This is a genomic window from Kovacikia sp. CALU 1929 (assembly GCF_056784235.1).
The window spans coordinates 145,616-169,987 of record NZ_JBXBCF010000071.1; the positions used below are offsets into that span (position 1 = coordinate 145,616).

At 49.3% G+C, this 24,372-nt stretch carries 21 protein-coding genes; 11 read left to right on the forward strand and 10 right to left on the reverse strand.

Features of this window, described 5'->3' with window-relative positions; translation table 11 throughout:
* Positions 1-7 precede the first annotated feature (7 nt).
* The 7 genes from AC1S52_RS17140 (at position 8) to AC1S52_RS17170 (ending at position 13,535) form a co-directional block, all read left to right on the forward strand.
* Positions 8-1,465 (forward strand): hypothetical protein, encoded by a 1,458-nt coding sequence (locus AC1S52_RS17140; protein WP_482030251.1) that lies wholly within the window; start codon positions 8-10, stop codon positions 1,463-1,465.
* 34 nt (positions 1,466-1,499) lie between these two features.
* The gene (locus tag AC1S52_RS17145; RefSeq protein ID WP_482030252.1) at positions 1,500-3,734 is read left to right on the forward strand and encodes a hypothetical protein; all 2,235 of its coding nucleotides are present in this window, start codon (positions 1,500-1,502) and stop codon (positions 3,732-3,734) included.
* The gene (locus AC1S52_RS17150; protein WP_482030253.1) at positions 3,734-4,252 is read left to right on the forward strand and encodes a hypothetical protein; all 519 of its coding nucleotides are present in this window, start codon (positions 3,734-3,736) and stop codon (positions 4,250-4,252) included. Before AC1S52_RS17145 ends, AC1S52_RS17150 begins: the two co-directional genes overlap by 1 nt.
* Positions 4,253-4,271: 19 nt before the next feature.
* A complete protein-coding gene (locus AC1S52_RS17155) occupies positions 4,272-4,610 on the forward strand; it encodes a hypothetical protein (RefSeq protein WP_482030254.1) in 339 nt (112 codons plus the stop codon).
* A complete protein-coding gene (locus AC1S52_RS17160; RefSeq protein WP_482030255.1) occupies positions 4,579-5,955 on the forward strand; it encodes a hypothetical protein in 1,377 nt (458 codons plus the stop codon). Before AC1S52_RS17155 ends, AC1S52_RS17160 begins: the two co-directional genes overlap by 32 nt.
* Before the next feature lie 115 nt (positions 5,956-6,070).
* The gene (locus AC1S52_RS17165; protein ID WP_482030256.1) at positions 6,071-6,193 is read left to right on the forward strand and encodes a hypothetical protein; all 123 of its coding nucleotides are present in this window, start codon (positions 6,071-6,073) and stop codon (positions 6,191-6,193) included.
* Between the two features lie 31 nt (positions 6,194-6,224).
* Positions 6,225-13,535, forward strand: coding sequence for a strawberry notch C-terminal domain-containing protein (locus tag AC1S52_RS17170; RefSeq protein ID WP_482030257.1), 7,311 nt, complete (start codon positions 6,225-6,227; stop codon positions 13,533-13,535).
* Positions 13,536-13,654: 119 nt separating this feature from the next.
* Here AC1S52_RS17170 and AC1S52_RS17175 read toward each other — a convergent pair whose 3' ends face one another.
* Positions 13,655-13,957, reverse strand: coding sequence for a type II toxin-antitoxin system RelE/ParE family toxin (locus AC1S52_RS17175; RefSeq protein WP_482030258.1), 303 nt, complete (start codon positions 13,955-13,957; stop codon positions 13,655-13,657).
* Positions 13,954-14,220 (reverse strand): type II toxin-antitoxin system ParD family antitoxin, encoded by a 267-nt coding sequence (locus AC1S52_RS17180; protein WP_482030259.1) that lies wholly within the window; start codon positions 14,218-14,220, stop codon positions 13,954-13,956. The genes AC1S52_RS17175 and AC1S52_RS17180 overlap by 4 nt, the downstream gene beginning before the upstream one ends.
* A gap of 217 nt (positions 14,221-14,437) precedes the next feature.
* Here AC1S52_RS17180 and AC1S52_RS17185 point away from each other — a divergent pair, with 217 nt between their 5' ends.
* Genes AC1S52_RS17185 through AC1S52_RS17200 form a run of 4 tightly spaced genes read left to right on the forward strand, consistent with a single transcriptional unit; the run spans position 14,438 to position 18,669 of the window.
* On the forward strand, positions 14,438-16,843 hold the full coding sequence (locus AC1S52_RS17185; protein ID WP_482030260.1) for a hypothetical protein: 2,406 nt from the start codon (positions 14,438-14,440) through the stop codon (positions 16,841-16,843).
* Positions 16,844-16,852: 9 nt separating this feature from the next.
* Positions 16,853-17,284: a hypothetical protein gene (locus AC1S52_RS17190; protein WP_482030261.1), complete on the forward strand. Its 432-nt coding sequence runs from the start codon at positions 16,853-16,855 to the stop codon at positions 17,282-17,284.
* Between the two features lie 12 nt (positions 17,285-17,296).
* Positions 17,297-17,920 carry a hypothetical protein gene (locus AC1S52_RS17195; RefSeq protein ID WP_482030262.1) on the forward strand — a complete coding sequence of 208 codons (624 nt, stop codon included), beginning with the start codon at positions 17,297-17,299 and terminating at the stop codon, positions 17,918-17,920.
* Positions 17,917-18,669, forward strand: coding sequence for a DsbA family protein (locus AC1S52_RS17200; protein WP_482030263.1), 753 nt, complete (start codon positions 17,917-17,919; stop codon positions 18,667-18,669). Before AC1S52_RS17195 ends, AC1S52_RS17200 begins: the two co-directional genes overlap by 4 nt.
* Before the next feature lie 8 nt (positions 18,670-18,677).
* Here AC1S52_RS17200 and AC1S52_RS17205 read toward each other — a convergent pair whose 3' ends face one another.
* The 8 genes from AC1S52_RS17205 to AC1S52_RS17240 form a co-directional block, all read right to left on the reverse strand.
* Positions 18,678-19,121 carry a hypothetical protein gene (locus AC1S52_RS17205; protein WP_482030264.1) on the reverse strand — a complete coding sequence of 148 codons (444 nt, stop codon included), beginning with the start codon at positions 19,119-19,121 and terminating at the stop codon, positions 18,678-18,680.
* Between the two features lie 129 nt (positions 19,122-19,250).
* Positions 19,251-20,951, reverse strand: coding sequence for a M23 family metallopeptidase (locus AC1S52_RS17210; protein WP_482030265.1), 1,701 nt, complete (start codon positions 20,949-20,951; stop codon positions 19,251-19,253).
* 28 nt (positions 20,952-20,979) lie between these two features.
* Positions 20,980-21,165, reverse strand: coding sequence for a hypothetical protein (locus tag AC1S52_RS17215; RefSeq protein WP_482030266.1), 186 nt, complete (start codon positions 21,163-21,165; stop codon positions 20,980-20,982).
* A 24-nt stretch (positions 21,166-21,189) separates the two neighbouring features.
* A complete protein-coding gene (gene lepB / locus AC1S52_RS17220; RefSeq protein WP_482030267.1) occupies positions 21,190-21,741 on the reverse strand; it encodes a signal peptidase I in 552 nt (183 codons plus the stop codon).
* 10 nt (positions 21,742-21,751) lie between these two features.
* A complete protein-coding gene (locus tag AC1S52_RS17225; protein ID WP_482030268.1) occupies positions 21,752-21,955 on the reverse strand; it encodes a hypothetical protein in 204 nt (67 codons plus the stop codon).
* 3 nt (positions 21,956-21,958) lie between these two features.
* The gene (locus tag AC1S52_RS17230; protein WP_482030269.1) at positions 21,959-22,465 is read right to left on the reverse strand and encodes a thermonuclease family protein; all 507 of its coding nucleotides are present in this window, start codon (positions 22,463-22,465) and stop codon (positions 21,959-21,961) included.
* A 5-nt stretch (positions 22,466-22,470) separates the two neighbouring features.
* Positions 22,471-22,956 carry a hypothetical protein gene (locus AC1S52_RS17235; protein WP_482030270.1) on the reverse strand — a complete coding sequence of 162 codons (486 nt, stop codon included), beginning with the start codon at positions 22,954-22,956 and terminating at the stop codon, positions 22,471-22,473.
* A gap of 111 nt (positions 22,957-23,067) precedes the next feature.
* On the reverse strand, positions 23,068-24,360 hold the full coding sequence (locus tag AC1S52_RS17240; protein ID WP_482030271.1) for a hypothetical protein: 1,293 nt from the start codon (positions 24,358-24,360) through the stop codon (positions 23,068-23,070).
* Positions 24,361-24,372: the final 12 nt, after the last annotated feature.

Genomic DNA, 24,372 nt, shown 5'->3' on the forward strand with positions numbered 1-24,372 from the left:
TTAATTTATGGCTACAGCACAGATTGAAGAAACGGATACACAAACCCAGTCGATCGCTGAACTGAAAGTGTTTGGCAAAGGCAAGGGTGCAATGGTTTTTGAAGATGTCGCTCTAGCAGCGGCTGAAATTTTAGGGGTACAACCCGAATTGACCCGGAATGAAGATCCCATGCTCAAAATCGATGCCGCACAGTTTGAAACGGTGCAGGCAGGATTAGAGGAGCGTGGCTATCAAGTCTCTTTCGTTGAAGAGAAGACCGCTAATATCACGTTGCATGGACACAGTGCCACCATTTACGGACAAGCTGCAAAAGATGTGGCTCAAGAGTTTAATTTGCCATTGGGACAAACCAGCAAACAAACTCCTAAAGTAAAACTGGATCGGGATGATATTGATTCTGTCGTGGAGTGGCTGAAATCTCAAGACTACAAAGTGGAATCTCAAGAGCTTGAAAGCAACTTGAAGCCCAAAGTGGTTTTCCGAGAGGCACCAGATGGCGAAACCTACCATGTCTATGATGGCTCTGCCAAAAACCTGGCGAAAGCTCTGGAACGTGAACCAGACGAAACTCCGGGTGGGAGACCCATGCTCACCTTTGATCGCGCAGAGTACCGACAGATCAAGCAGGAATTTGGTGAGAGCTTAGACATTGCTACCAAGGATCTGAAACTGGAAGCGACGATCGCAACCTACGACGGCAATAACGGCAAAGGAGCGGTGATTACGGGTGCTGTGGCTCAAGAAGTTGCCGGGGTATTAGGTCTAGAAACAGGCTATACCAAGCCCTCTGCCACAACGGGTACGGCAATGCCTAAACTCAACCTGACTGAATCGCAAATCAAGCCCGCCAAAGAAGCGTTGGAATCGCAAGGGTATAAGGTTTCTTTTAAGGAACTAGAGGCGAGCAATGTTGCCAATGTCAGTTTATATCCAGATGGAGGAGCCGTTCTATTTGGTAAGCCAGCGGAGATTGTTGCTGAAAAAATGGGTGCTTCAATGGAGCAGACAACAAAGCAAACTCCGATGCTAAAACTGGCTCAATCCAATGTGAATGATGCGATCGCGATTCTCAAAAGCGAGGGTTACGAAATCAATACAATAAATCGGCAGTCTGCAAGTCAGCACGCGGATCAAGCAGAATCCTCCAGCCGCCCACGCCGCGTTGTCAAAGAAGTCACACTTGCCCCAGAGAACCAGACGAGTGTCGGAGACTTGATGACCTATTTCCAGGCAGCAGGGGTGGACAAAGCTGATGATAGAGCCACTGGACTCACGCTTGAATACGCTGAAGGGAAGTTAACGGCAATTACCTCTGAAGGTCACACCTTGACCGTTGAAGGAGACTCAGTCCGAACGAATTTTAACAGTGCTGACTTCAAGGAATTGGCAGATTTTTCGCAGAAGACAAATCAGGCTCTAGCAGTAGAAAGCGAGTTTGACTACGATTTTGAAGTTGATGATTAGTAGTCATCGCAATCATGCTTGATGGAGGGACGCGATGGTATTTACAGTCAGTGAAGCGAGTGCCGAGAAAATCGAACGGGATATTTCTGAACTTTATCGAGCACTTGCCCGACTACTCAATCAGGACATTCCTGAAATTCCTAAGCCGCAACCTGTGTTACCTTCCATTGAAATGCAGGCGGAGTTGGAAGAGGAGTCATTTATTGATGGAGAAGTACTCCCCGAATTGGACGTGTTGACGGGCACTGAGCAGGCGCAACTAGTCGGCGGAGAAGCTGATTTGCTGCGTGGAGTTGACCCGATCGCCATAGAAGGGAACGATCCACCTTTATTGCAAGCCTCAGAAGCAGCAGAGGTTCGACTTCAAATTGGCAACACATTAATTGCTCGTCCGCTGCTCGCCCTCCCTGAAGCGTTAGAAGCAGTGCCTCCAGAAAAGATTGCAGCTTTGCGTGCAGCGGTTGAGCGTCCGGTGTTACCTCAACAGGCAGCCGTTGTAGAGATGGTAGATGGTGAGATTCTAGATGTCGAAGTCAATGGTGTCCAGCGATTTCATCAAACTGAACAAGGATTGATTGCAGCGAATTCGCTGTATCCAGTTATGGTGGAGCAGAATGCAGTCGCGGTTGCGAGTGGGCAGCGACAGATTCAACCCCAACAGCTTCAAGACCTCGCTAATTACCTGCTGGAGTCTTACGCTGCACCATCGGACAGTGGCTCTCGAATGATGAGCCTTGAGATTGATGAGGAACGCAACCCAATTTATGGAACGTCCCCTCACCTCATGCTTGGCTTGTCGGATGAAGGGTTATGGATGCTCAAGCTTCCAGATGAGAATAATCCTGACCTCCAAAACGAAGAATTGGTGATTGCCGCCAAACTATCCGGTGAACTTAAAGAAGACATTGTGGGGGAACCAGAATTCAATCCCCTTTTGGCAAATCAAGCTTATGGTGTTCTGCAACGCGAACTAGAGCGGCAAGTAGAGGCTCAAATTGCTGTTCAAGCCCGGTTAGTTAATGCGGCTAATGTCTTTGCTCAACCTGATGCAGAAGTAACTGTCCGAACTGCTTACTACAATCTGCAAATTAGTTCGGATGCTGAGGGTATTACCGAAATCAATCGCATCTCTTCTGAAAACCAGGAGGTTCTTACGCCTATTTTGACCTGCCAAGCCGATGGTAGTTATATCTCTTTGGCTGAAGATTTAGAACCGATCGCCTACGGGCTAGAACAACAAGCGGCTGCAACATTACAGGTTGAGCAGTTTGGGCAGTGGAATGCTCAACAAACGATGTCGGTAGAGCAATACTACCGCGCTATGCCGAATCAACTGTTGGAGCAAGCCTCCGAAGACATCTGTGGAGTCAGGATGCCTCTAGCATCCACTGGAGCAGGATTGGATCGAGAAACACTCATCGCAACCATTTTTGACCATCAAGGGGCTGAGTTAAAAGAGCGCAGTCTGGTTGCGGCTCAAGCGATCGCGGATTACCTTGACCCACAAGCCCAGCAAGACTTGCTAAAGATTGATTCGGGTGCTGTGCGCTATGAGCTGTACCGTCCCTATCAAGGCTCAACAGAATTGGAAGGTATCTGTGCTTACGTCAAAGATACAGCACAGCCATTTATTTCGATTGCAGGTGTAGAAGATGGTCCGACACTCCCAACTCAACTAGAAGGGTTAAGCAATCTGGCAGCAGACCTGGGGCAGATTGCAGTCGAACCTCAAATGGTCTTGCGACCCATCGGGGAAGTCGAAACGGTTACAGGAAAGGAGCTTGGAGACTTAGAACACCTACACGGAGCAGTGGTGGCAGAGTCCCCCGTTGTGTTGGTGCAGGTAGATGACCAGGGGCGACCGCTCGTCACCGCTCCTGTTGTGGCGCATGTGGAAGCCACTGAAGACGAAGTGGAGGCGGACGTTAAAGACTGCGAAATGGATTTGGCTCTCCCCTTAGTTGAGCCATCCAGAGTCGTTTGGGAGAATTTAACTGTGATTGCAGACTACCTGGAGTCCAATCCAGATGTTGCGATCGCCCAAGAGAGTAGCAGCGGGTTAACCGTAAGTTTTGATGCAAATAATTTGTTGAAGTTACAAACCCCGGAGGGACGAACGCTGATTGCTGGACTGGAAAGCGAGGTACAAACAGACTTTACGGAATCAGACTTTCAAGCCGTTGCAACCTTAGCTCAGAAGACCACTCTGGCAATGGCTGCTGAGGTTGATGTCGAGAAGCAGTTTGACTATGAAATGGAGTGTGAATAATGCATAATCCGTTGATTCCTGCGAGTTGGCAACAGCCGTGGCAGGACTTTTACGACACGTTTAAGGCAGTAACTACGGAAACGGAATTAACCCCTCTTGAGGTTGAGAGAACGACTGGTGACAGTGGCAACAACTCTCACCTGAATCAAGCTCTCGGTCAACTGCGTCCTGCAATTCTAGTTCCTGCTTCCTGGGGTTTATCTTCAGAAGCGCTTGTGGCTTTAAGCGAGAATCCGGGCTGGATTGAGCGATTGATTGAAGAAAACCGTAAACCACCATTGCCACCCAAATATACTCCCCAGGTGATCGAGATCTGGTTTGATGAAATCTTATTTGTCCGCTGGATAAACGGGCTAATCAGTTATCTGCGTTCATGCCCTAAAACGTATCTGCCTCCTTTGATGGAAGTCTACTTTGATGAGCAGCTTGCTCTGGCATTAGTACATGGGGAGGTTGTTGTCAATCGAGCTACCGCAATGGCTCGTGTGGACGCGGTGCTCGGACGTTTAGCTGCATAAGTTTGCGAGGAATTTTACGATGTCAACTTCTTCAGTTAACCAACTTATTGATGCGATTGCTGAAAGGTCAGGTGTTGATCCAGACGCGATGGATCTCAAAATTCGGTTTGGTAAAAATGGGCGCACAATTTTCGGTCAGATGGCATCCGGTGAACAACGCGATGAACTAACTGAAGACCGGATTGATTTAATTTCAGCAGTTATCAAAGAGGCACCCAGTCAGGGGGTTGAACTCAACGATTACGCCCAGAAAAACCCGCAACTAGAAATTCGCTCTGGGGAAAACATCTTATTTCGTCAAGAACGAGATGGGGTTGTTTCCACGAATGCCGCTTTGGCAACCAGAGACAGAGGTTGACCTGGATAATTCCTGGAGTACTCAGATTGCCGCTATTCCCGCAATCGTTTCTGAGTCTGAAGCTTTGTCTATCGCCACTCCACAAGAGGCAGCGCAAGCCATTGTTGCTATGGCTGATGAGTTGATGAATCCGTTGGGTGATCCATCCTTAACAGAACCTGTTGTGATGGTTGGTGACTATACATTGGTGGCGCAAGGTAACAATCTTGCTGTGATGCTGAATGAATCGCCTGTTGCTTACCGAGTGGGAACCGAAGCGATCGCAGTAGCAGATACCTTGCCAGCGATCGCGCAAGCGTTTTCTCAATGGGTAGCTGAACCACCTCTTAGCCTGCCAAGCGCCACGGAGTTCTACCGCGATTCTGCTCAAGAACTCCATTTTGCCCAGGTGCCGACGATTGACTTACCTCCTGCATTGGTGGTTGCGTCGCAGCAAATCGCCCAGCTTCCAGAATCTGACAGCAAAGCTTTTTTTCAATCCGTTGTTGAAGACCTGGCTGCTCATTCGCAGAGGGCAGTACAGGCGGTGAAGGATGGATTGGAGAGTGAAACGTTTCAAACGGTGAAGCAAACAGTTTTAGAAGGGACAAAAAAGACTTTCAAAGCTGTTCAAGAAGAACTTGGGAGTGAGCGGGTTCAAGCTCTCAAACAACAGGCTCAAAGCTCGTTACAAGCAGGAGGGACGAAAGCCTTAGAAGTGGGTGGACGTGGGCTGGAGAAGGCAGGGCAGTGGCTTGCCTCTCGACCCGCTGCCATTCGGACTCACCAAGCTGCAAAAGCGGCATTAGAGGTGCTCAATCAAGGCTTTGAGCGTACCCAGGAACGGCAGTATGAACACCACGGCTTCCGTGTCGCTCTTGAGGGGCGAAACACCTATCGGCTGAGTGATAGAGAAACAGGTCAAGACCTGCTGCGGTTCAAAGCGGAGAGCGTTTTCTATCAGAAAGACCCCAAAATCACGGTTTTGGAACAGCCGGAGACACTCTCTCGTGAACAGAGTCAAGCTCTGGCTTTGATGCGTCAGGACGTTGAAAATGTCCGGGGGTCTGAGCGGGGAGAACAACACCATGCCCAAAAGAGTGAGCAGTTTGCGATCGCGGCTAGATCTGTCGCCCAATACAACGAGACGAATCACTATCAAGACCATCATTACTCCGTTGAGATTGGCTCAAATTCGCTTGTGGTGATGGCTGTTGATGGTCGGGGTGAACTTTATCATCAGCAGGGTGATCAGATTGAATCGCGACTCGAAACACAAGATTTTGAGCGTGCCAGCAAGGTGATGCAAATGCTTCAACAGGTCGCTCAAGCCCAAGAGACGAATCGCGACTTTGAACTGAATTAAAAGGAGTCCTCTCTTGCCTAAATCAAACGGATTGCCTAGTAGCTGGTGTGATGCGTGGAGTGCCCTTGCTCTTGCTTTTAACGATGAGATCCACCCACACAGCGATAACGCCTCTATGAATGCCCCTCTCCCAGTAGCCGATTATGACTCTGATGATGCTTCTTTAGTTCTGCGAGAAGAAGACCCGGATATTGAGTTACGCCTAGACCAAATGTTTGAACCCAGTACAAAATTCTAAACCCTTTAACAGTTAACGGTTTGCTTCAATCATGCCTGACATTGACCGTGAAGCTCTGATCAAATCATTTCAGAGTCATCTAATTCAAGGAAAGAGCTACGCCCGGATTAATGAAGCACGGGCGCAGGCTGAGGCTGTTTTGGGAACAGCCATTCCATCCGGTAGTCCCCTCACAAAAGGTGTGGATGAGGCAATGGAAGCGGCGGTTGTGCGATCGGCACGGGAAATGATTCAGCAATCTCAAACCATCCATGAAGCGTTTGATCGATTGGTTGATTTGCTAGAGCGTCAGCCCACGTTGGGGGTTCGTTCTTCCACATCGGTTCGCCAGCAGGCTTACAGTACCCCCATCCCGATCGCATTTCTGGCAGCCTCTCTTGCAGGGGTTACGGCAGAGACAACCGTGTACGAGCCAACAGCGGGACATGCGGCACTCCTGCTCACGACAAATCCCCAACGGGCAGTCGTTAATGAGTTGAATCCAGACCGGGTAACTGACCTGAGAGCGCAGGGGTATACCGTCACTGAAAATGATGCCGCTACCTACTTACCTGCCGAACAGGTAGATGTGATGTTAGCAAACCCTCCCTTTGGGTCGGTGAAGGAGAATGGGCGAACAAAAGAATGGTTGGTGTGGGGCGGACCTGCAACTCCGCAGTATGTCACAACCCAGATTGACCAGACCATCGCCCTTAAAGCACTCCAGGCAATGAAAGACGATGGGCGCTCTGTCATCATCCTGAGTGCGCCGATGGGGAATAAAACCGGAAATCAAGCCGATGCTGCCGCCAGCTATAACTCCCGGCAAAATGCTCCTTTCTACAAAAGCCTGTACGACAACTACAACGTCACTCAGCATTTCTGCATTGCGGGAAGCCTCTACTCTAAACAGGGAACGACCTTCCCGATCGACGTGATTGTGATTGAGGGCAGGGGCAAATCTGTCCGACCCTATCCCGCTGCTGAACTACCTACTGTCTATCGTTCCTTCGCTGACCTTAAGGAGCTACTACCCGATGGCGATTTATCTCCCGTCCACCTCGAAATTCTGGACTCCACCGACCGAGGACTCACTGATTCTTCAATTGACAGCAGTGCTCATACTGCAAACGATGACGGAAATCCAGAGCTACAACCAATATCTGGAACTCCTGAGCGATCGCCTGGACTGGCTGATTCGCGAGACGTTGGAACAGAAGAATTTGAGCGAGCAGGAGCTATATCAGCAGATCCTCAATATGCTCAACCAGGGCGAGATGTACCAGTTGGTGATGCCAGAAATGGACGAATCGACACTGGCATGGGCAGAAGCTCTGACGACGAACAATACCGAACTTCAAGAAGCGATGCTGCTGTTGCGTCCCTCGGACTGGACAGAGGGAATGATGCTGTTCGATTTTCCGGCTCAAGCGATGACCGGGAATCGACTAGAAGCGATTCAAACCTTGATTCAAGAGACATCGCTGGAGGAGTGGTTGAACCGGATGATCGCCGTTTGCCGCAACCTGTAGCCGCTACTGCCCCTTCATTGGAAACAGCCGTCATGGACAACGATATCAAGCAAGTTCCCTACCAACCGCAGAGTCAGGCACCCTATGCTGGAACATTGGTGCCAACCAATTTACAAACTGCCGTCAAGGATTCGCTGATCCGCTTAGAACAGAAAGTGGGTTCGATTGACACCTTTGTTGATTACAAGGTGAATCTGGGCACAACTCGGATTCAGCCATTTGCTGAACAAATTGACAGCGTTGCTCTGGCGATCGACAACCTGGAGCAGGGTGAGGCATTCATTCTGGGAGATCAGACCGGAATTGGTAAGGGGCTGCAACTGGCAGAAGTTGCCAAAGCTCAACTCAGTGGCACCTTGAACCTGCCATCTTCTCAAGATGTCAATACGTTGGTGTTCGTCACCTATGACGCAAAGCTCTACACGGACTTCCTGCGCGACCTGAATGATGTGGGTATCGAAACGATTAAGCCCCTGGTGACGAATTCTGACTTTACGTTGAACCTGCCGGATGGCACCAAGAGCAAAACCGGGGGGAATAAGGAGCAGAAAGCATTGCTGGAACGACTGGCGATGCAGCAAGATCTGGGTGATTACAATATCGTTTTCACCACCTATTCCCAGCTTCAAACGGTTAAAGGACAGGAAACCGCACGACGAGATTTCTTGAGATCGATCGCTCCTCAAAGCTTGTTCATTTTTGATGAAAGTCACAATGCTGGTGGGACATCGAATGATACGGCTCAGTCTGGTCCTCAAAACCGTGCCGATTTTGTGCGATCGCTGGTACAACAGGCGGGTGGAGTTGTGTTTTCCTCTGCTACCTATGCCAAAAATCCTTACACGATGACCCTGTATGCATCTCGCACGGGGATGCGCCATGCCGTTGAAGACCAGTTCAGTTTCAGCGATATTGTTCAATCGGGTGGCGTTCCGCTTCAGCAAATGCTAGCGGCAAAACTGGCGGAGTCGGGTCAATACCTGCGGCGAGAACGCTCCTTTGAAGGCGTTGAATTTTCAGCCAAAGTGGTTGAGGTAGACAAAGAAATCGCCCAGAATATGGCGACGGTCATGAGTTCGATCATGGAGTTTGACCGTGCCAAGAAAGTTTCTGTCAAGCAAATAGATAAAGACCTGAAGAAAGAAGCTAAACAGGTTGTTTCAGATGGCTCAACGGGTGCGGCTGGAGCCAGCAGTACCAATTTCACCTCCATCATGCACAACGTCATTGGGCAGACGTTGTTAGCCCTGAAAGCTGAAGAGACGGTGCAGGATACGCTGGCAATTTTGCGAAATAACCAAAAACCTGTCATTGCCCTCTACAACACGATGGGCAGCACGATTGGACGTGCGGCGGAGGAACAAGACCTCAAGCCCGGTGATCCAATTGACCTGAGCGTTGGAGATTTACTGCTGCGGTATCTGGAACGTTCACGGGATGTGATTGAAAAAGATGCGTTTGGCGATCGCACTCGCCGCCAGCTAACAGATGAAGAGTTAAATCCGCTTGCACTGCATCTGTATGAGGAGACCAAAGAACTGATTCAAGAAACCGATTGGAATGGCATTCCAGTTTCACCCATTGACTATATCCGCCATCGGCTAGAGCAAGAGGGCTACCGGACTGGCGAAATTACTGGACGCGATGATCGGATTGAATATGGTTCCGATGGACTGCAAACGTATCAAACCCGCTCTAGCAAGGAACGGGGTACGACAGCCGCGATTCAAAACGTAGCTGCCTTTAACGCTGGGGAAATGGATGTCATTATTCTCAATCGCTCTGGCTCAACGGGCATCAGCCTTCATGCCTCCGAGCGATTTGCCGATCAGCGTTCCCGGCACATGCTGATTTGCCAACCGGACTTGGACATCAATCAGTTTATGCAGACCTTGGGTCGGATTCACCGGACAGGTCAGGTAGAGTTGCCAAGTTTCAGCCTGGTGATGGGTGACATTGCGGCTGAAAAACGTCCCGCTGCGGTGCTGCTCAAAAAGATGGCATCCCTCAACGCCAACACAACCGCTGCACGAGATAGCAGCTTTAGCCTGGGTGAAGTGGTAGATTTCCTGAATGAGTATGGCGATCAGGTAGCAGTTGAAGTGATGGCAAACCATCCAGACCTGCACGTCAAGTTAGGCTACCCCATCTCTGGGCTGACAGAGGACTCTGATCTGAATACGATCGACACAGAAGGGGCAATCGCCAAAGTCACCGGACGCATTCCCCTGCTACCGCTGTCCCACCAGGAGCGAGTGTATGGGCTAATTGAGCGGGAATATCTGGAATTGCTGGAACGAGAACAAGCGATGGGCACCAGTTCTCTGGAGGCTGAAACCGTCGATTTACAGGCAAAAACGTTGGCTCGCATGGAAGTGATGCCTGCAAAAGAAGGGATTGATAGCCCCTTTGCTGAATCAGCTTTCCTGGAGATTGTGGAAGCAAAATCTCCCCGGAAGCCATTGACGGCGCTGGACGTAACAAATTTAGTTCGGCAAGAGCTGGGACTTCCAGGTGTTGAAACCCTGGAACTACACGATGAGCGCTTGGTTGATGAACGGGCACAGCAGCAGACTCAGCAAACGATTCAGAATTTGCGAGAACGCACCCAAGTTTATCGAGAGCGGACACTGGAACGGTTAACTCAATCGCATGTAAATGGACAGGAAAACGTTGAGAACGAAGGTGGTGAAACCGAAGCGAACGAAAAACTAACCTTCAAGATCACTCAACTGAACGACAAACTCAATCGACAAGCTCGAACCGTCGAGCAGTGGTTAGAGCAGTTTCCAGTGGGTCAGTCCGTCTGTTTGACGGGAAATCGAGACGGTGACTTTCACTATGGCATTGTGCAGAAGGTGATCGATCGCTCCAGTGAGGAAGGTAACCCGGTTGCTCCCTCGATGTGGCGACTCCAAATCCAGGTGGCAGATGCGACTCAGCAACTCATCGTTCCGTTCTCCAAAATCAATACGGAATCAATCACTGGAGTCAGCTTGAGACAAGAGGTACTGGACTGGCGGGGCAATGAGATTATTAACAAGTTTGACGAAAAGCAGCAAGAGGTTTACGAGCAACGCCAAATTTTCACAGGCAACGTCATTCGGGCAGCGGAGCAGTTTACAGGCAAGCTGATTAACTACACCACTGAGGACGGTGAGATCCACCAGGGGATGCTGATGGCGCGGAACTTCAAGATTGAAGAGGCGCTGGAAGAACAGCCTGTCATCATGACCACACCGGAATCCTGTCAGCGATTTTTGGAGGTCACAGAGAACAAAGGGACTCTGAAATCGGCAGACCAGAGGCTATCGGTGCTGGGGCTTCGAGATGGCAATCTAGCTCTCATGACTGACGCGAGTAAGCAGAAAGGGGGAGATTACTTTCTGGATGAGGGGTTGATTGCTGTCGCTGGAGCGGAATTTACTTCTCTAGGAGAGAGAATGCGTTTGGTAGTTGAGGCTGACAAGGTTGAGGCGGTTTTGACCTATCTCTACGAGTCTCACGGCAAACTCAGAGCGTTCACCCATCAAGATAAGGCGCGGGAATTGATGGGGTTGGATCTGCCTACAATGGAAACCGTTGAACCGCCAGTGCAGGTGTCGGAGATACCGACCCCAGAATCCTCAACAGTTCCAATCCAAGCCGAACTGCCCATTGTCTCATCCGTAGAAGAGGCAAGTCCGGGTGGGGATTCTTCACCAAATGGAGATGCCATTGCCTCCAGTGAAATTGCAACGGCTACGATCTCAACTGCCTTGGGCGATCTCACTGTGCGGGTGTTTGAGGCTCCTGATGATTATTTGCGGTTGGAGTTTGAGGGAGCAACGGCGAATTGGATGGAATATCCTGCTCAAACGCGAATTGATCATGTCATGCAGTCTGATGTAGCTGTCATGGCAGAGGGTTTACAGGATGTAGCCAATTACGCTCAGTTTGCTGTACAGCAAGTGCATCAAGACTTTGTGCAGCACTTAGACGCGGAAGTTCAGCGAATTGCCCCAGCATTGCGTCGATGGTTGCAGCAGAACGAGGTTGGTGATTCAGAAATTGCCACTGCCTTTATGGAGCATTACCCGGAGCGCGATCGCATGGGGCTAACTCCCGAATTTATGCAATTAGCGATTCAAACCGTTGTGCAAAATGAATGGGAACGCTCAGACCAGGAGCACTCGCAGGATGGGCGAGATCAATCGCCTCAATTGGAAGCTACTGTCGAGGAGGCAATGGCAACCACTCGAATTTTGCCATCCAAAGAGCAATTTGGTCGAGCAGAGAAAACCATTGCAAAATTCTTTGATCAGGCAGGGTTGGCAGAAATTGTTTTCAATGCTCCAAAGCCAGAGCAGGGTTTTCATCTTCGGATCGAAAATGAACCTTACCTTCCGTTGGTCGTTGAGCGTCACGACAATCTTCTCTATTGCACCTACTATCGACAAGACGATTTTGATTTGGTTCATGACGGCGAAATTGTGTTTCATCTTTCTGATACCGGGCATCTGAAACTTTGTGAAACAGCGGTTCAAAATCCTTTCACAGGCGGTGAGTCACGCGGACTGGATAAAAGCTTTGGAGCCATGTTTGCCCGAAACATTCTGGATCAAGGATTTGCAGAAGCGGCACAACAAGCGTGGGCAGCGAGGCAGACAACACAGACCATGCCAGCCGTTGAAGGGATTGAGTCAGGTATGGTGGAAGCTACTACACAAACTGTGCATGACGGTGTAGAACTTTGTGAGGGGCAACTGACTCAAAGCTTTGACGTTGAAATTTCTTCAGCGCAAGCAAGAGAGACTGAATTGGCGAGGGGACAAGAGATCCTTCAAATTGCTGAACGTGCCTACGCCTATGGCGAAGCCACAGACAAACTTCAATTGGATGCGAATGATGAGTTCTGGACGGTTTCCAGTCAGAATTACGACATCAGCTACAATCCCCTGAACGATAACTTCTTTGTGGTTGGCAAGGATGGAAGTGAGATGACGGCTCAAAGCATTGGGGGAATTCTCGACCCCAATTGCACGGGCAACATTTTGGAGGCAGATTTGCAAGCGTTTCGAGAGACAGCGGTGGCACTGGATCAGGCGAATTATCAAATTGGGCGATCGCCTGTGGAAACAGTTGCGATCGCCCAAGCCAAACAAGAACAATCTGTCAGTCAATCAGAGCCACTTGCATCAGTTTTATCGATTGCTGCTGTTAACGCTATGCCTGATTCTGTGGCTCAACCCAATTCTCCTGCCTCAATGGTTCCGACAACCGAGCAACCGGAGCCACCTCAACGACAGGTTAGTGTTGAGGATGTCCGAAACTGGTATCGTCAGGCGCGGGATGTTGGGCGCTCAGATCGTCACTTGAGCAAAATTGAACAGATTGGGAAGGCGTTTGTGCAGGGGCAACCGTTGAGCGATCGCGACCTAAAAGCAATGGACCAGGACAAATCTGCTTGGCGCGAGCAGACCTTAGCGATCGCTCAACATGCAAGCACTCTTTTAGAAGCTGGTGGAGAGCCGTTGCAGACTGGAAAAGGAATTGGCTATGTTGGCAGTACTTACACCGTTTACGCTGAGCAAAATATAATTTATGCCTTTGCAAAAGGGCGTGGAGTTCAGCCATCGGAAGCAGATCGTCAGAATCTTCCCTTAGAAATTCTAGAGCCAGGTCGGGGAGCGATTTTGAAGGTAGAGCAGGGAGAGCCAGATGTGAAAACAACCAGAGTGACGACGGCAGATGCTCACCGATTTGAGATGGTTGCCAATCGACTGCAACGACAGGCTCAACGGCAAGAAAAAAGTTCTGAACGGCTTCATGCGGTTGGGTACGATCGCTAATCACTTAATTGTAGAAATATTAATTCATAACCTGGATGCTCCAGTCAAATGAGAATCTTTTTAATTACTGTCAGGTAGTATTGATTAACTGTTAACTGCTATCAGAGCATCGCCTGTTTTTATTCATCATCTCCTAAAAACATTGCCTCCAGATCGCGATAGCCACTTAGCACTCGAATTACCTGAATGCTGTTTGGTTTGGGAAAATAGAAGACGATGTAATCCCCAACAAAAAAGCCCCGCAGCGATGGTAGCAGGTAAGCGTAAGAATGCCCCATCTCTGGAAATTCTGCGCTTGCTTTCGCCTTGCGCTTGATTTCTGCTGCCAATCTTCTTGCCGCAGCAGGATTATCACGGGCAATGCGATCGACAATTTGCTTCAAATCCTGCTTGGCTTGAACAGAGAAGAAATAGCGGCTCATGTACCAGCCTGCTCAATCCGGCAAATATCTTCTTCTAGCTCGGCAAAGACCGCATCACCATCCACCACGTCCCCGCGCTCAATCTGCTCAACACCAATCCTGATTTCCTTTCGCAAAGTTTCCAGCTTGATTTGCTGGATGCGATCGCGATCTTCCAACAACCGCAATGCCTCGCGCACCACTTCGCTTGCAGACAGGTAACGACCGCTTTTGACTTTTTCCTGGACAAACTGTTCCAGTTCTGACGTAAGTGAGACGTTCATAACCAAGCTACGTGAAGGAGTGATCCCTTTCATTTTGCTGTAAATAGCAAAGATTGACAAGGTTTGTTATTGATGGCAAAGGAAAAGATGAAAGTGGCTAATTAGTGTTGAGCTGTATCACCACTCAGTTTAGTGCTGTCAGATAAACGCTAACCCGTGCCATACGCCAGTCAGATGGCATTCATAGGCTCATAGAGTGTGGTTCTTATGCCCCTCTATGAAAGCCTGTTTTCGACATCTCCTCTGGATCGTCCTTGCCGTTCTGCTGGTCTTCACTGGAATCTTTGGTAATCCCTCAAGCGCCAGAGCCGCTGAAACATACGTCCCAACTGCGACCTACAACGGCGCTCCAGTTCCAGATTGGGGTAGCATCTCTTTCTCAAGCCTCCCGACACTTCAAGACGGTGGCTCTATCGACATTCCAGCCGATGCGGTTAACCAGCTTGGGTACAATCCGTCTCGCAGTTGGCAAGCTGACTCATCGCTGGGTGATGTCATGATGCTCGGTGACGTTCAGGATGACTTTGGCTTTCAAGGGTTCAGCTTAAATGACATTGCTCAGTTGTCAGGGCTTGATCTAAACACCATTAGTCTGAGCAACTTTCCCTTGATTGGACGACAGACGATCGCCAGCCTGACGCGCGCAATCCCAGGTTTAGGAGACCTGCGTTTGGGTCAGGTCAAACCACTTGTGGACTTGGTGAATGGGAACCTGACCCAAGCTGCACTGAAAAATTTGAACTTAAACGACTGGGGTGGACAGGTGCTTTCTGCCCCAATCTCCGCGATCGCCAACCATGAAGTGTTGGGCAGCCTGTCTCTAGATAAGTTGCCACTCGACCAATACAGTTTCACCCAAATTCCTGGTCTGGATCAGGCTCAGCTAGGCAACTTTCAGGACTGGCAAATCGCTTTTATCAATGGCGTACCGGGACTCTCTCAAGTTGCGTTCTCCCAATTTCCCCTGAATCCAGGACAGTTTCTCGGTTTCGTTGCCATCCATGACGTGACCTATGGGGGCGATCGCTCGCATAAAGAATCGCGTCAGACTCCCACAAAATTCTCAATTACGGGAAGCGACAAGGTTGGATTTAAACACCCCTGTGCCCAATCTCAAGGGTGTGACTACATTGAACTGAGATCGCCGATTAGTCTGGGGTCAGCAGGTTCTCCTGAATTGAATAACGCTCGATGGATTCGCGGTGGTAAAGGTTCAGGAGAGCAAATGGTGCGAGGTGGAGAAGGCATCCTCGGTCAACTCAATGGTGGTAAAGAACCTACTGGACGGCATCCGTTTGGTCCTGCCTTCAAAGTCGTTCTAACCAAAACGGATGAATCTTCTGGCACTGGGCAATTTAGTCTGTATTTCCGTGTCTGCCACCGTGGAGCGATCGACCTGGGCTGTACGCCTTACTTCATCGGTCCCGTCCCTTTCCTGCCAACTAAAGAGAAGGGGATGGTGTTCGTCGGCTTGACTCCCATGACCCCACCCGCAGGCATTGAACCGCCTGAAACTCCTCAAGAGGTACAAGACCTGATTGACCAATATGATTCAGGCTCAAGCAGCGATAATTCAGAAACTTGCCAGGTTGACTCAAGTAAGCTAGATGCCGTGAGTCGGGCAGCACTAACCGCTCTGCCAAGTAGCGAGATGCAAAAAGCGGCAAAATACATGCCCCACATTATGCAGGAGTGTGCGAAAGCTGGAGTGACCGACAAGAATCAGCTTGCTTACATTCTGGCAACCGCAGAACATGAATCAGATCACTTCAACACCACCAATGAATACAGCCGCACAATGTATGACTCCTGTGGTTGGGGCGAAGGACTGATTCAGGTGACATGGTGTGAAAACAAACGCAAGGTGTTCCAAAAGCTAGGACTTCCTGGCTACAAGGGCATGAGTGACAAGCGGTTGCATCAACCGGGTATTGCCGCTGCTGCTTTGTGCCGTGGTATGAAAGAGGGCTGGTATACCAATCGAAGTATTGGGCAGTGCATTGGTGGTTCTAGGGCTGATTTAGCCTGTGCCCGGAGTGTGGTGAATGGCGACTACGGCAAAGTTGGTGGGGTTATCAACGAGAAGTATCAACGATTTGAGCGAGCATTGCGATCGGCAAATGGAACCAGTGCTGCCGGAAAAGATATCTCTGGGGCTGTTGTTTGTTCATCACCGAATGGTTCTACTGGAGGCTCCACTGGAGGGGGAGCAAAGAATGATCAGATTATGCAAAGTGCTCAAAAACTGCGAGGAATGAATACGAGCATGGGTCCCAAAGGAGGACGGGAAGCTTGTGCCTGGGCAGTCAATAAAGTGCTTGCAGATGCAGGCATTGCCCCGATTGGTTCCAACTCAAACTATGTACCCTCGGTCGCGTCTGCGATGAAATCGGGTCGGGGAACTCGTGTTGCGCCTTCTCAAGCGAAAGCTGGAGACATCATTATGGCAAGAGGCTATGAGCATATTGGAATTTGTCAAAACGACGGTTGCACTCGTGTTCTATCCAATTCGTCCAGTCGAGCAACGTTTTCCTGGCAATCCGATCGCAATTTTGGAGGTAGCTACAACAACAGTTCTCATCTGGGCGAAGCTCCAACTGAAGAAATCTATCGCGTCAAATAGGAGGTCATTATGCAACGACATCGAATTGGGCGTCAGCTTACCTTAGTGGTTCTCTGTGGTATTGCGATCGCTGCCAGTATCTTGCTTGAACCCTGGATTCATCCTGATCAGGCTGTCGTGGCGCGTCAACCCCAGGCTGTTGCAATTAATGCTGATTCAAAAGCGATTCAACAAGCGGCTCTCAAGCATCTCAACTCACAAGGCATTAAACCCAATGCAACGATCGCTGAAGTTGCCCAAGCCAATGGGTATGCACTGGTCGGGTGGATACGAGGGGAAATGGCTGGCAATACCCTATTAAAGAAAAAAGGAAATCGTTGGAACGTAGTTACTTCGGGTGGTGGTTCTTTGGGTGTGCAGGGATTAGTAGAAGCTGGCGTTCCAAAACAAACAGCAGAGCAGTTGATGGAACGATACGACGCAAATTGGCGTAAGCAATAAGAGAGGTTTGAAATGCGACGAAGAGTAAGACTCGCGATCGTCCTGCTGGTAATTGGAGTTGGCTGCTTTTTTGCGCTTCGTGCCTACACGAAAAGCACTGCGCCTAATCTTCCAAATGCAGCGACCCTGTTTCAATCAGTTCGTCCCACACTGGAGCGTAGTGGTGTTCCGTTGCGTTTACCAATCTACATTCCGGCTGAAGGACAGCGCCCAACAGCAGAAGGGTATCCGCCACCATCCATTAGCGCAGCAGTTTCACAGCCTCAACCCGAACGAGGGTACTTAGCCATTCTGGGCTACTCCCCCGATTGCGATGGTGGGAATGCCTGCCGATTTGGATCTGTTTCAGGTGGGATGAGACCCGCTGAATCAATTGATGAGGCTTTCAAGCGAACTTTAACTGAGCAGAGCCAAAGCAGTTTTCAGGAGCATCGATCCAAAGAACCGTTGTCACGAGTCAAGCTGGCAAATGGCATTGAAGGTTGGTTTCTCCCCTGGGTCTGTCGTCACGTTTGCACGGATGCCCAAGTGGTTTGGGACGAATATAGTTACCGCTACTCAGTTGGAGTGAAGCTGGGCGATCGCGCGTCGCTCATTAAAATGGCAAACTCTGCGATCGAGGCAGGTGGAAAATGAAGTGGTGGCGGCGCATCCTGGTGATTTTGCTGTGTTGTAGCATCTGGCTGTTTAACAGCATCCCTGCTTTGGCTACAGTGAATGCCAATTTAGAGAAAAGCATTTTAGAGGTCATTGATAAGCACCCAGAAGCAATTCTCAAATCTCTGTCTGCCTATCAGCAGCAGCAGCGAGAACAGCAGGCGCAGGAACAGGCGCAAGTGTTTGAGCAAGTCCGGCAGCAACTTCCGCAAATTCTTGAAAACTCACCTGTTTTGGGCGATCGTCAACGTGCCGCTGTCACTCTGATTGAATTTGCCGATTTTGAATGTCCGTTCTGTATTCAGGCGCATCTGGGTCTAAAGCAACTGCGCGATCGCTTCCCGACAATGGCATTCGCGTACAAGAACCTGCCACTCGCCGATATTCACCCACAATCAATACCAGCGGCAAAAGCAGCATGGGCGGCTGGACGACAAGGCAAGTTTTGGCAGTACCACGATGCCTTATACGAAACAGAGAAGCCGTTGGATGAGACGGTTTATCTGAAAATTGCCAAAAAATCAAATTTAGATTTGAGCAGGTTTAATCGCGATCGCCAAAGCATTGCAGCATCACAAGTGATTTCTCAAGATCTGCAACTTGCAACACAGCTACAGATTACTGGCACTCCATTCTTTCTCGCGGTTAGTCCTGATGGTATTGAAGCTGTCTCTGGCGCAGATTTTAATCGTCTTGAAGTTGTCCTGAATCAATTCATGGCAGCTTAAGAATAAACTCAGTCCTCCCAAATGAATTCCCAACTACAATGTGAGCATTTCCAGCCCTGCTTCAATTCTGGTTGTTCTATCGGTGTCTCACACTCTGGGCAACGTCCAGTGAATATTGGATGGTAATCGAGTAGATGTGCTTGCTGTTCACGACTCCATCGCTGTTTAGGGTTTGTAATTAACTCTCCGTTGTAGTAGCTAGATTCTTCTAATTCTTGCTGCTCTAAGGAGTTACGCCAAAGATTCTCATCCTCTGGTCCTACCTCGCTAACCCAATCCAATCCTAAAAATTGTTTCCAGCGTCGCGCTGCGGTTTCATCCTCCCGGAAGTCTAGACACTGATCTTGCTTAACACCACTTGGATGTACTGGACAAAGTAAAAGCGTATTGCCCGTATAAAACTGGCAACAGTCGCATTCTGGAAGTTTGTGAAAAGCGGGGATTGAACTCATGGGTTGTTTCACTTCGCTAATCCCCATATTACTGTTACGCGAGTTGAGTGTTGCTGAAACCTCTTGATCTGACAAATCGCCCAAGCTATTTCCTGTGCTAAAGGGAAGTAGGCGATCTCTTGGGATCGCTTAACCACTCAATTTTGCCGGGACTGAATGTAATTCGATCGCCCGAATTACATTCAGCAGAAAGGTTGTGAAAGGGACTTCAAATTTGTCGGGAGGTCTATTGGTCGCTGTAGGTATCAGCATTGCCAGAAACGGATAGAGCGACCATTTGAACTTGGGCTTATCCGCAATTAGAGAATTTGAAGAATTTCTCTGGCTTGAGTTTGAGGAGAGATGAGCGTACAGCTCAATCAGTGTTTTATAGTCCAAGCCAGTTTTTTGATCCTTTTTACTGCGATCGTCCGTTGGCAGTGTGAGCGTGTGGCGAGAAGTGCTCATCGTTAATGCTTTTGCAAACGGTAGATTTCTTCGTCGATGGTTCAGTTGCTGAATGTTAAAAGGAGTAAAACGATTTCTGGAAACGTGAGCTACAGGAATGGCTTGATTCAATTGTGTTGCTGGATCAACTGCAATCCAGCCCTCGCCAGTGTTTTGCCGAACTTCAAAGTGAAGGTGAGGTCCGGTTGAATTGCCTGTGCTGCCAACTGCCCCGATAGGCTGACCCTGTTCGACCCACTGACCTGGTTGAACAAAAATTTCTGATAGGTGAGCATACAGCGTTTCTTCCGTGCCGTCCTTGTGCCGGAGCGCGATCGCTAATCCGTAGCCTCCCTGCCACTCAGCAGCCACTACTTGTCCAGAGTGAGCCGCAATGACCGTTGCACCCATTGGTGCTCCAAAGTCAATTCCTGCATGAAATCGGCTCTCACCACTAATTGGATGGACTCGCCAACCGAATGAGGATGTAGTTGAAGCCGCAACTGCCAATGGAAAAATTAGTCTCAAGTTGCTCCGCACTAACGGCGGGTGGGATGGTGACTGCTTAACTATTGGAGCAGGAAAAAACTCCTGACTAGAGAGCGTGCTGGTCGGTGCCGATGGACTAATCGTTAGTGCTCTCCTATCGCCTTTCCGTGGCGCTGGCAGTTGACGGGAGCTTGGTTGTAACGAGATGGAGTTTTTGTTCGGGATGCTGGGGTTGGCACTTGCTTCTGTTGTTGGTTGATCTTCTTGAGATAGCGTTGATTGAGATGCTTCGATTGGATTAAGCGATACCTGGATGGTCTCCGCCTCAATTTCATTAATCCGTTGAAACAGTTCTGCTTGAATGTCCGCAGGGAGTAGCGGGTTTTGCGCCGTTTTACGAGCCAGTTCAAGCTTTCCAGCTTCAGCGTAGTGCAGAGTTACCATGACTAAATACTGCTTGATCTGTTCAGCTTTGTCCTCATTCTTTTGAGCCGCCACATCGACCAGTTGTTGCTCTAAAGCCTTCTGCTGCTCCGACTTGGTTTCTGACTGAGTTGAGTCTGTAGCTAAATCTGGGTTAGATGATTGGGAGGTGTTCTTCGTGGACTCCGGCTTTGCCTTTAATTCTTGCTTGCCTACCTGCTGCTTATTGGTATGTATAGCTTGATTAGGCACCGTTTCAGGTGTTTGAACTGGTTGATCTGTCTGTATCGATGTCTTTGTAGGTTCAATGTGTTGTTCGATCGCAGGCTCAACCGTTGATGGTGTTGCTAATCCTTCTGCTGTTGGATCGGCTTCTTTTGGAGCACCGATCATCGGCGAACTTTTGAGTGCAGGTTCCTTAAGGACTGCTACATCAGCAGTCTTCCCAGACTCGTAAATCGCTGGTGGTGGAGCAGGTTGGGCGGAAATCAAGGCATCCTCCTGTCAGGGGCGCGAGGAATTAATCAGAATTAAAGTTTTTCAACTGGAGGCTCCAGCACCACTCCAAATGGTTGATGTGCTGAAATCGTCGAATTAACTGCTGTTCAATTAGGTAATACCGCCTGAATCGTTGAGGTAGCACGATCGGAGGCTGTTGTGGGTCAAACAGAGGTTGCTTAAGATAATGCCAAAGAGGGAAAGTCATTTTGGTTCTCCCGTATTGAGTGAGTTAAAGGAGTCCAAATCGAGACAGATGCAAGCGTAATGAAGCATGTCCCACAATGGCATCACGCGGGACAAAGCCCCAAAGATGGCTGTCATAACTCTGATTCCGGTTATCTCCCAGTACGAAGTAATGATCTTGGGGAATTGTGACCGGACCGTAGGCGTAATTCGGCAGCGCTTGGAGATAGGTCTCTGAAAGTTCCTGCCCATTGACAAAAACCTGTCCACCTTGGACCTGCACTACATCACCGGGCAATCCGATAATGCGCTTGATATAGTCTCCATCCAGGTTTTGAGCCTTCAATTCTGGTGGAGCCTGGAACACTACGACTTCACCCCGTTGAGGAGAACGAATGTGGTAAGACAGTTTCTCCACAATGACGCGATCGCCCTCATGGAGTGTGGGTGTCATCGACCCGGATGGAATATAACGAACTTCAGCAACAAAGGTATGAACTCCCAGTGCCATTAGTAATCCAAGTCCTGCTGTCTTGGCAGACTCAATCCATTCGTTCTTTGGAGTTTGTCTTTGTTGAGATGCAGTTTGTGTTGTCATAGCTGTTGTTTCACAGTGAAATTGCAATTAATCCGATCGCGGCGATCAATCCTTTGAGCCAAAGGGGGAGCGGTAGCGGTGGCGCAATGCCTACAGCAGTCAATCCACACGTAATCGCAAGAAAATTATCAGCGCCAATTACAGACGCTCCTGTAATTAGGAGAAAACCTGTTAAGAGCCAACCGAGAAGGTTTTGCGCGGAAGCGAGGGACATCCTTTATCCCCAAATGTTTTTACGTTGTTGTTGGGCTAAGGTTTGTGCTTGTTGCAAAGCGTTTCTAACCTCATCTGGTAACTGGCTGAGTTGTTTCTTGTCCAGCTTCGCCAGTCCATCTGCCACTAACACTTGTTGAATTGATGTCCCGTTTGGTAGCTGAGCGATCGCTCTAGCAACCTCTCCTTCTCCAACTACTTGTGTGATGGTTAGATCAACTTGCTGGTGGGAGGACTGCAATAGCATTGCGATGACTCCATTTGCCTGTGCTTGCCACTTGGAGTCAATCGGCATGATGCCTGCTAATGTTACTTGCCGCTGGGATTGATCTGAGGCACGCAACGTCCAGACTTCACCACGAACTCTTTCAACGGTATAACGAGGGGTGGAGGACTGAGAGAATTGCCTCTCCAAATGCTCTGCTAAGGGAACCCAAGTCGGAACTCCAAGCTTGACTCCAAATGGCAGCAGGAGGAGTGCAACACAGAAGTAGAAAAGAGGTCTGGTCATCACTGTCACCGTAGCCAGTGATTGAGGAAATCGAATTCCTTAAGCAGGATTTGCTTGAGATACCGCCAGTTCCCTGGTTGTACCTGCGATTGTTCTACCTCCGCGCAGGGAGTTCGTTGCTGTGGCTGCGGTTGTAAGTCGCTCACACTTAGGGTAATAGCAGTCAATTGCAGCTCAAGCCGACGCATCAAGTCCAGGTGCTTTCTGCCGATTGGTCGATTAGACAGAATCTCGATCGCACAAACAGCGGCATCCACCTGTTGTGTTAAGTGGTTAATCAAGTCTGTGTCACTGTATTCGTTCAACTCAACAGCAACGCTTTTATTCGCAGATTCAGTCATTGCCGTCGCTACCTGCTGTTCTATTCCTTTGAATAAATTGCCAAATGCCGTTCGCATTGCAGTTTTGTCTGCGTCTGACAAATCTTCGGTAAGAGTTGGGTCTCCAAACACCGTATTCAAAAAGCCGTCAAGTGGTTGAGGTTGGCTCATAACAGGAGTGCTCTAAGGCAGCGAGTTAATCCATCTATTCACAACATTAGAGAAGCAATCTGACTGTGGTATGGCATGGGTCTGCTTTTATCTGGTTAGACTGTCGTGGGGTTACTCTCTCTCCTCGTGGTCAATCGGGAGCTTGTCCTCAATGTCAAAGAGGGCAGTTTGCTCATTCACAACTTCTACGCCGCTAGTTTCCACCTCCGGAGGTGTTTCCGTCAGTAGAGGATTGCTGTTCTCTAACCTTGAACTGACTACAGGCACTTGTGTTTGGACAATAGCCAGCTCCATGCGGGTTTGCCCAATAATTCCTGGCTTGCGTTCAGTCAGTGACTCTTTCGCTTGGAGCCACGCTTGCAAGGATTGGAAGTAGGCAATATCATCCAGGTTGATTGCGCCCAACTCATTGAGTCCCTCCAGTTGCCATCGACCTGCATTCAAATCATAGTGCTGATGATGATTGATGGCGGACACCATCACAGTATCGCCTCGCTGCATCCAAAGGGTATCAGTGGTTGAGTTATAGCCGACTTGATAATCTCCCAAACCATTGGTGACATGATTCTGCTGCGATTCGTCCAGTCTCACTACTCCCTGTGCTTCTTGATAAGAAAACGCCTGTTCAGCGATCGCCAGCAAGACATTTGCTCGGTCTTCCTGTTGACTCCAATAGGTTTCCTCCCAACCGTTCTTTGATGTCTGTGCGTTTTCATCCTCCAACCGTTGGCACTCTGCTACCCATGTGTCAATCTCCGCCCAAGTTTTTACGTCTGCTTGAGTAATGCTTTGTCCCGTTGATAAATCAAGGTTCGACCCTTCCTGTTGAAGGTTATAGCTGCCTGTTGCATCATCCCGACTGACAATGTAAACTTTGTCCTCAACAGCTAAACGGTATAGGTACTCGGTACTCTCAGGCGACAATTTGTAGGCAACTTCGCCCTGACTGGCGTAGTACTCAAACAGTTGTTCAACGGCATTAGCAATTGAGCCGCGATCGTCTTCAGTGACAATGTGATCCTGGTTCCATTGCTGTTGTGCTTGCTGCTGAACGGCTCGTAAATCAACATCTCCAACCACATCCTGTTGTTCAAGGTAGTCCCGCAGCGCTTGAAAGTCTTGAAGTTGCTCTTCCGTAATTTGAGTGTCGGGTTCAGGAACAAATGCCTGCTCATGGAAGTTAACGCACCAACTGCTATCATTTGCCTCAATCCAGAGGGCATCGGACTCTGGATCGTAAACCAGGGTGTGCTTGTCCCCCTGATATTGCCAGCACTCATCACTGATTGGCTCAACCCATCCGTACTGCTGGGCTAGGGCAAACGTGCGTTCCAAAATTGGGCGAATCTCATTGGCTCTTTGCTCCTGTTCTTGCCAATATTGCGGGTCTGATATTTCAGGCATGGTTACTTCCTT

Coding starts and splice junctions, on each gene's coding strand:
- AC1S52_RS17140 (WP_482030251.1), top strand. CDS start 8: ATGGCTACAGCACAGATTGAAGAAACGGATACACAAACCCAGTCGATC.
- AC1S52_RS17205 (WP_482030264.1), bottom strand. CDS start 19,121: ATGAGTTCAATCCCCGCTTTTCACAAACTTCCAGAATGCGACTGTTGC.
- AC1S52_RS17175 (WP_482030258.1), bottom strand. CDS start 13,957: ATGAGCCGCTATTTCTTCTCTGTTCAAGCCAAGCAGGATTTGAAGCAA.
- lepB (WP_482030267.1), bottom strand. CDS start 21,741: ATGACAACACAAACTGCATCTCAACAAAGACAAACTCCAAAGAACGAA.
- AC1S52_RS17145 (WP_482030252.1), top strand. CDS start 1,500: ATGGTATTTACAGTCAGTGAAGCGAGTGCCGAGAAAATCGAACGGGAT.
- AC1S52_RS17165 (WP_482030256.1), top strand. CDS start 6,071: ATGAATGCCCCTCTCCCAGTAGCCGATTATGACTCTGATGATGCTTCT.
- AC1S52_RS17230 (WP_482030269.1), bottom strand. CDS start 22,465: ATGACCAGACCTCTTTTCTACTTCTGTGTTGCACTCCTCCTGCTGCCA.
- AC1S52_RS17180 (WP_482030259.1), bottom strand. CDS start 14,220: ATGAACGTCTCACTTACGTCAGAACTGGAACAGTTTGTCCAGGAAAAA.
- AC1S52_RS17240 (WP_482030271.1), bottom strand. CDS start 24,360: ATGCCTGAAATATCAGACCCGCAATATTGGCAAGAACAGGAGCAAAGA.
- AC1S52_RS17200 (WP_482030263.1), top strand. CDS start 17,917: ATGAAGTGGTGGCGGCGCATCCTGGTGATTTTGCTGTGTTGTAGCATC.
- AC1S52_RS17190 (WP_482030261.1), top strand. CDS start 16,853: ATGCAACGACATCGAATTGGGCGTCAGCTTACCTTAGTGGTTCTCTGT.
- AC1S52_RS17155 (WP_482030254.1), top strand. CDS start 4,272: ATGTCAACTTCTTCAGTTAACCAACTTATTGATGCGATTGCTGAAAGG.
- AC1S52_RS17150 (WP_482030253.1), top strand. CDS start 3,734: ATGCATAATCCGTTGATTCCTGCGAGTTGGCAACAGCCGTGGCAGGAC.
- AC1S52_RS17225 (WP_482030268.1), bottom strand. CDS start 21,955: ATGTCCCTCGCTTCCGCGCAAAACCTTCTCGGTTGGCTCTTAACAGGT.
- AC1S52_RS17185 (WP_482030260.1), top strand. CDS start 14,438: ATGAAAGCCTGTTTTCGACATCTCCTCTGGATCGTCCTTGCCGTTCTG.
- AC1S52_RS17160 (WP_482030255.1), top strand. CDS start 4,579: ATGCCGCTTTGGCAACCAGAGACAGAGGTTGACCTGGATAATTCCTGG.
- AC1S52_RS17215 (WP_482030266.1), bottom strand. CDS start 21,165: ATGACTTTCCCTCTTTGGCATTATCTTAAGCAACCTCTGTTTGACCCA.
- AC1S52_RS17170 (WP_482030257.1), top strand. CDS start 6,225: ATGCCTGACATTGACCGTGAAGCTCTGATCAAATCATTTCAGAGTCAT.
- AC1S52_RS17235 (WP_482030270.1), bottom strand. CDS start 22,956: ATGAGCCAACCTCAACCACTTGACGGCTTTTTGAATACGGTGTTTGGA.
- AC1S52_RS17195 (WP_482030262.1), top strand. CDS start 17,297: ATGCGACGAAGAGTAAGACTCGCGATCGTCCTGCTGGTAATTGGAGTT.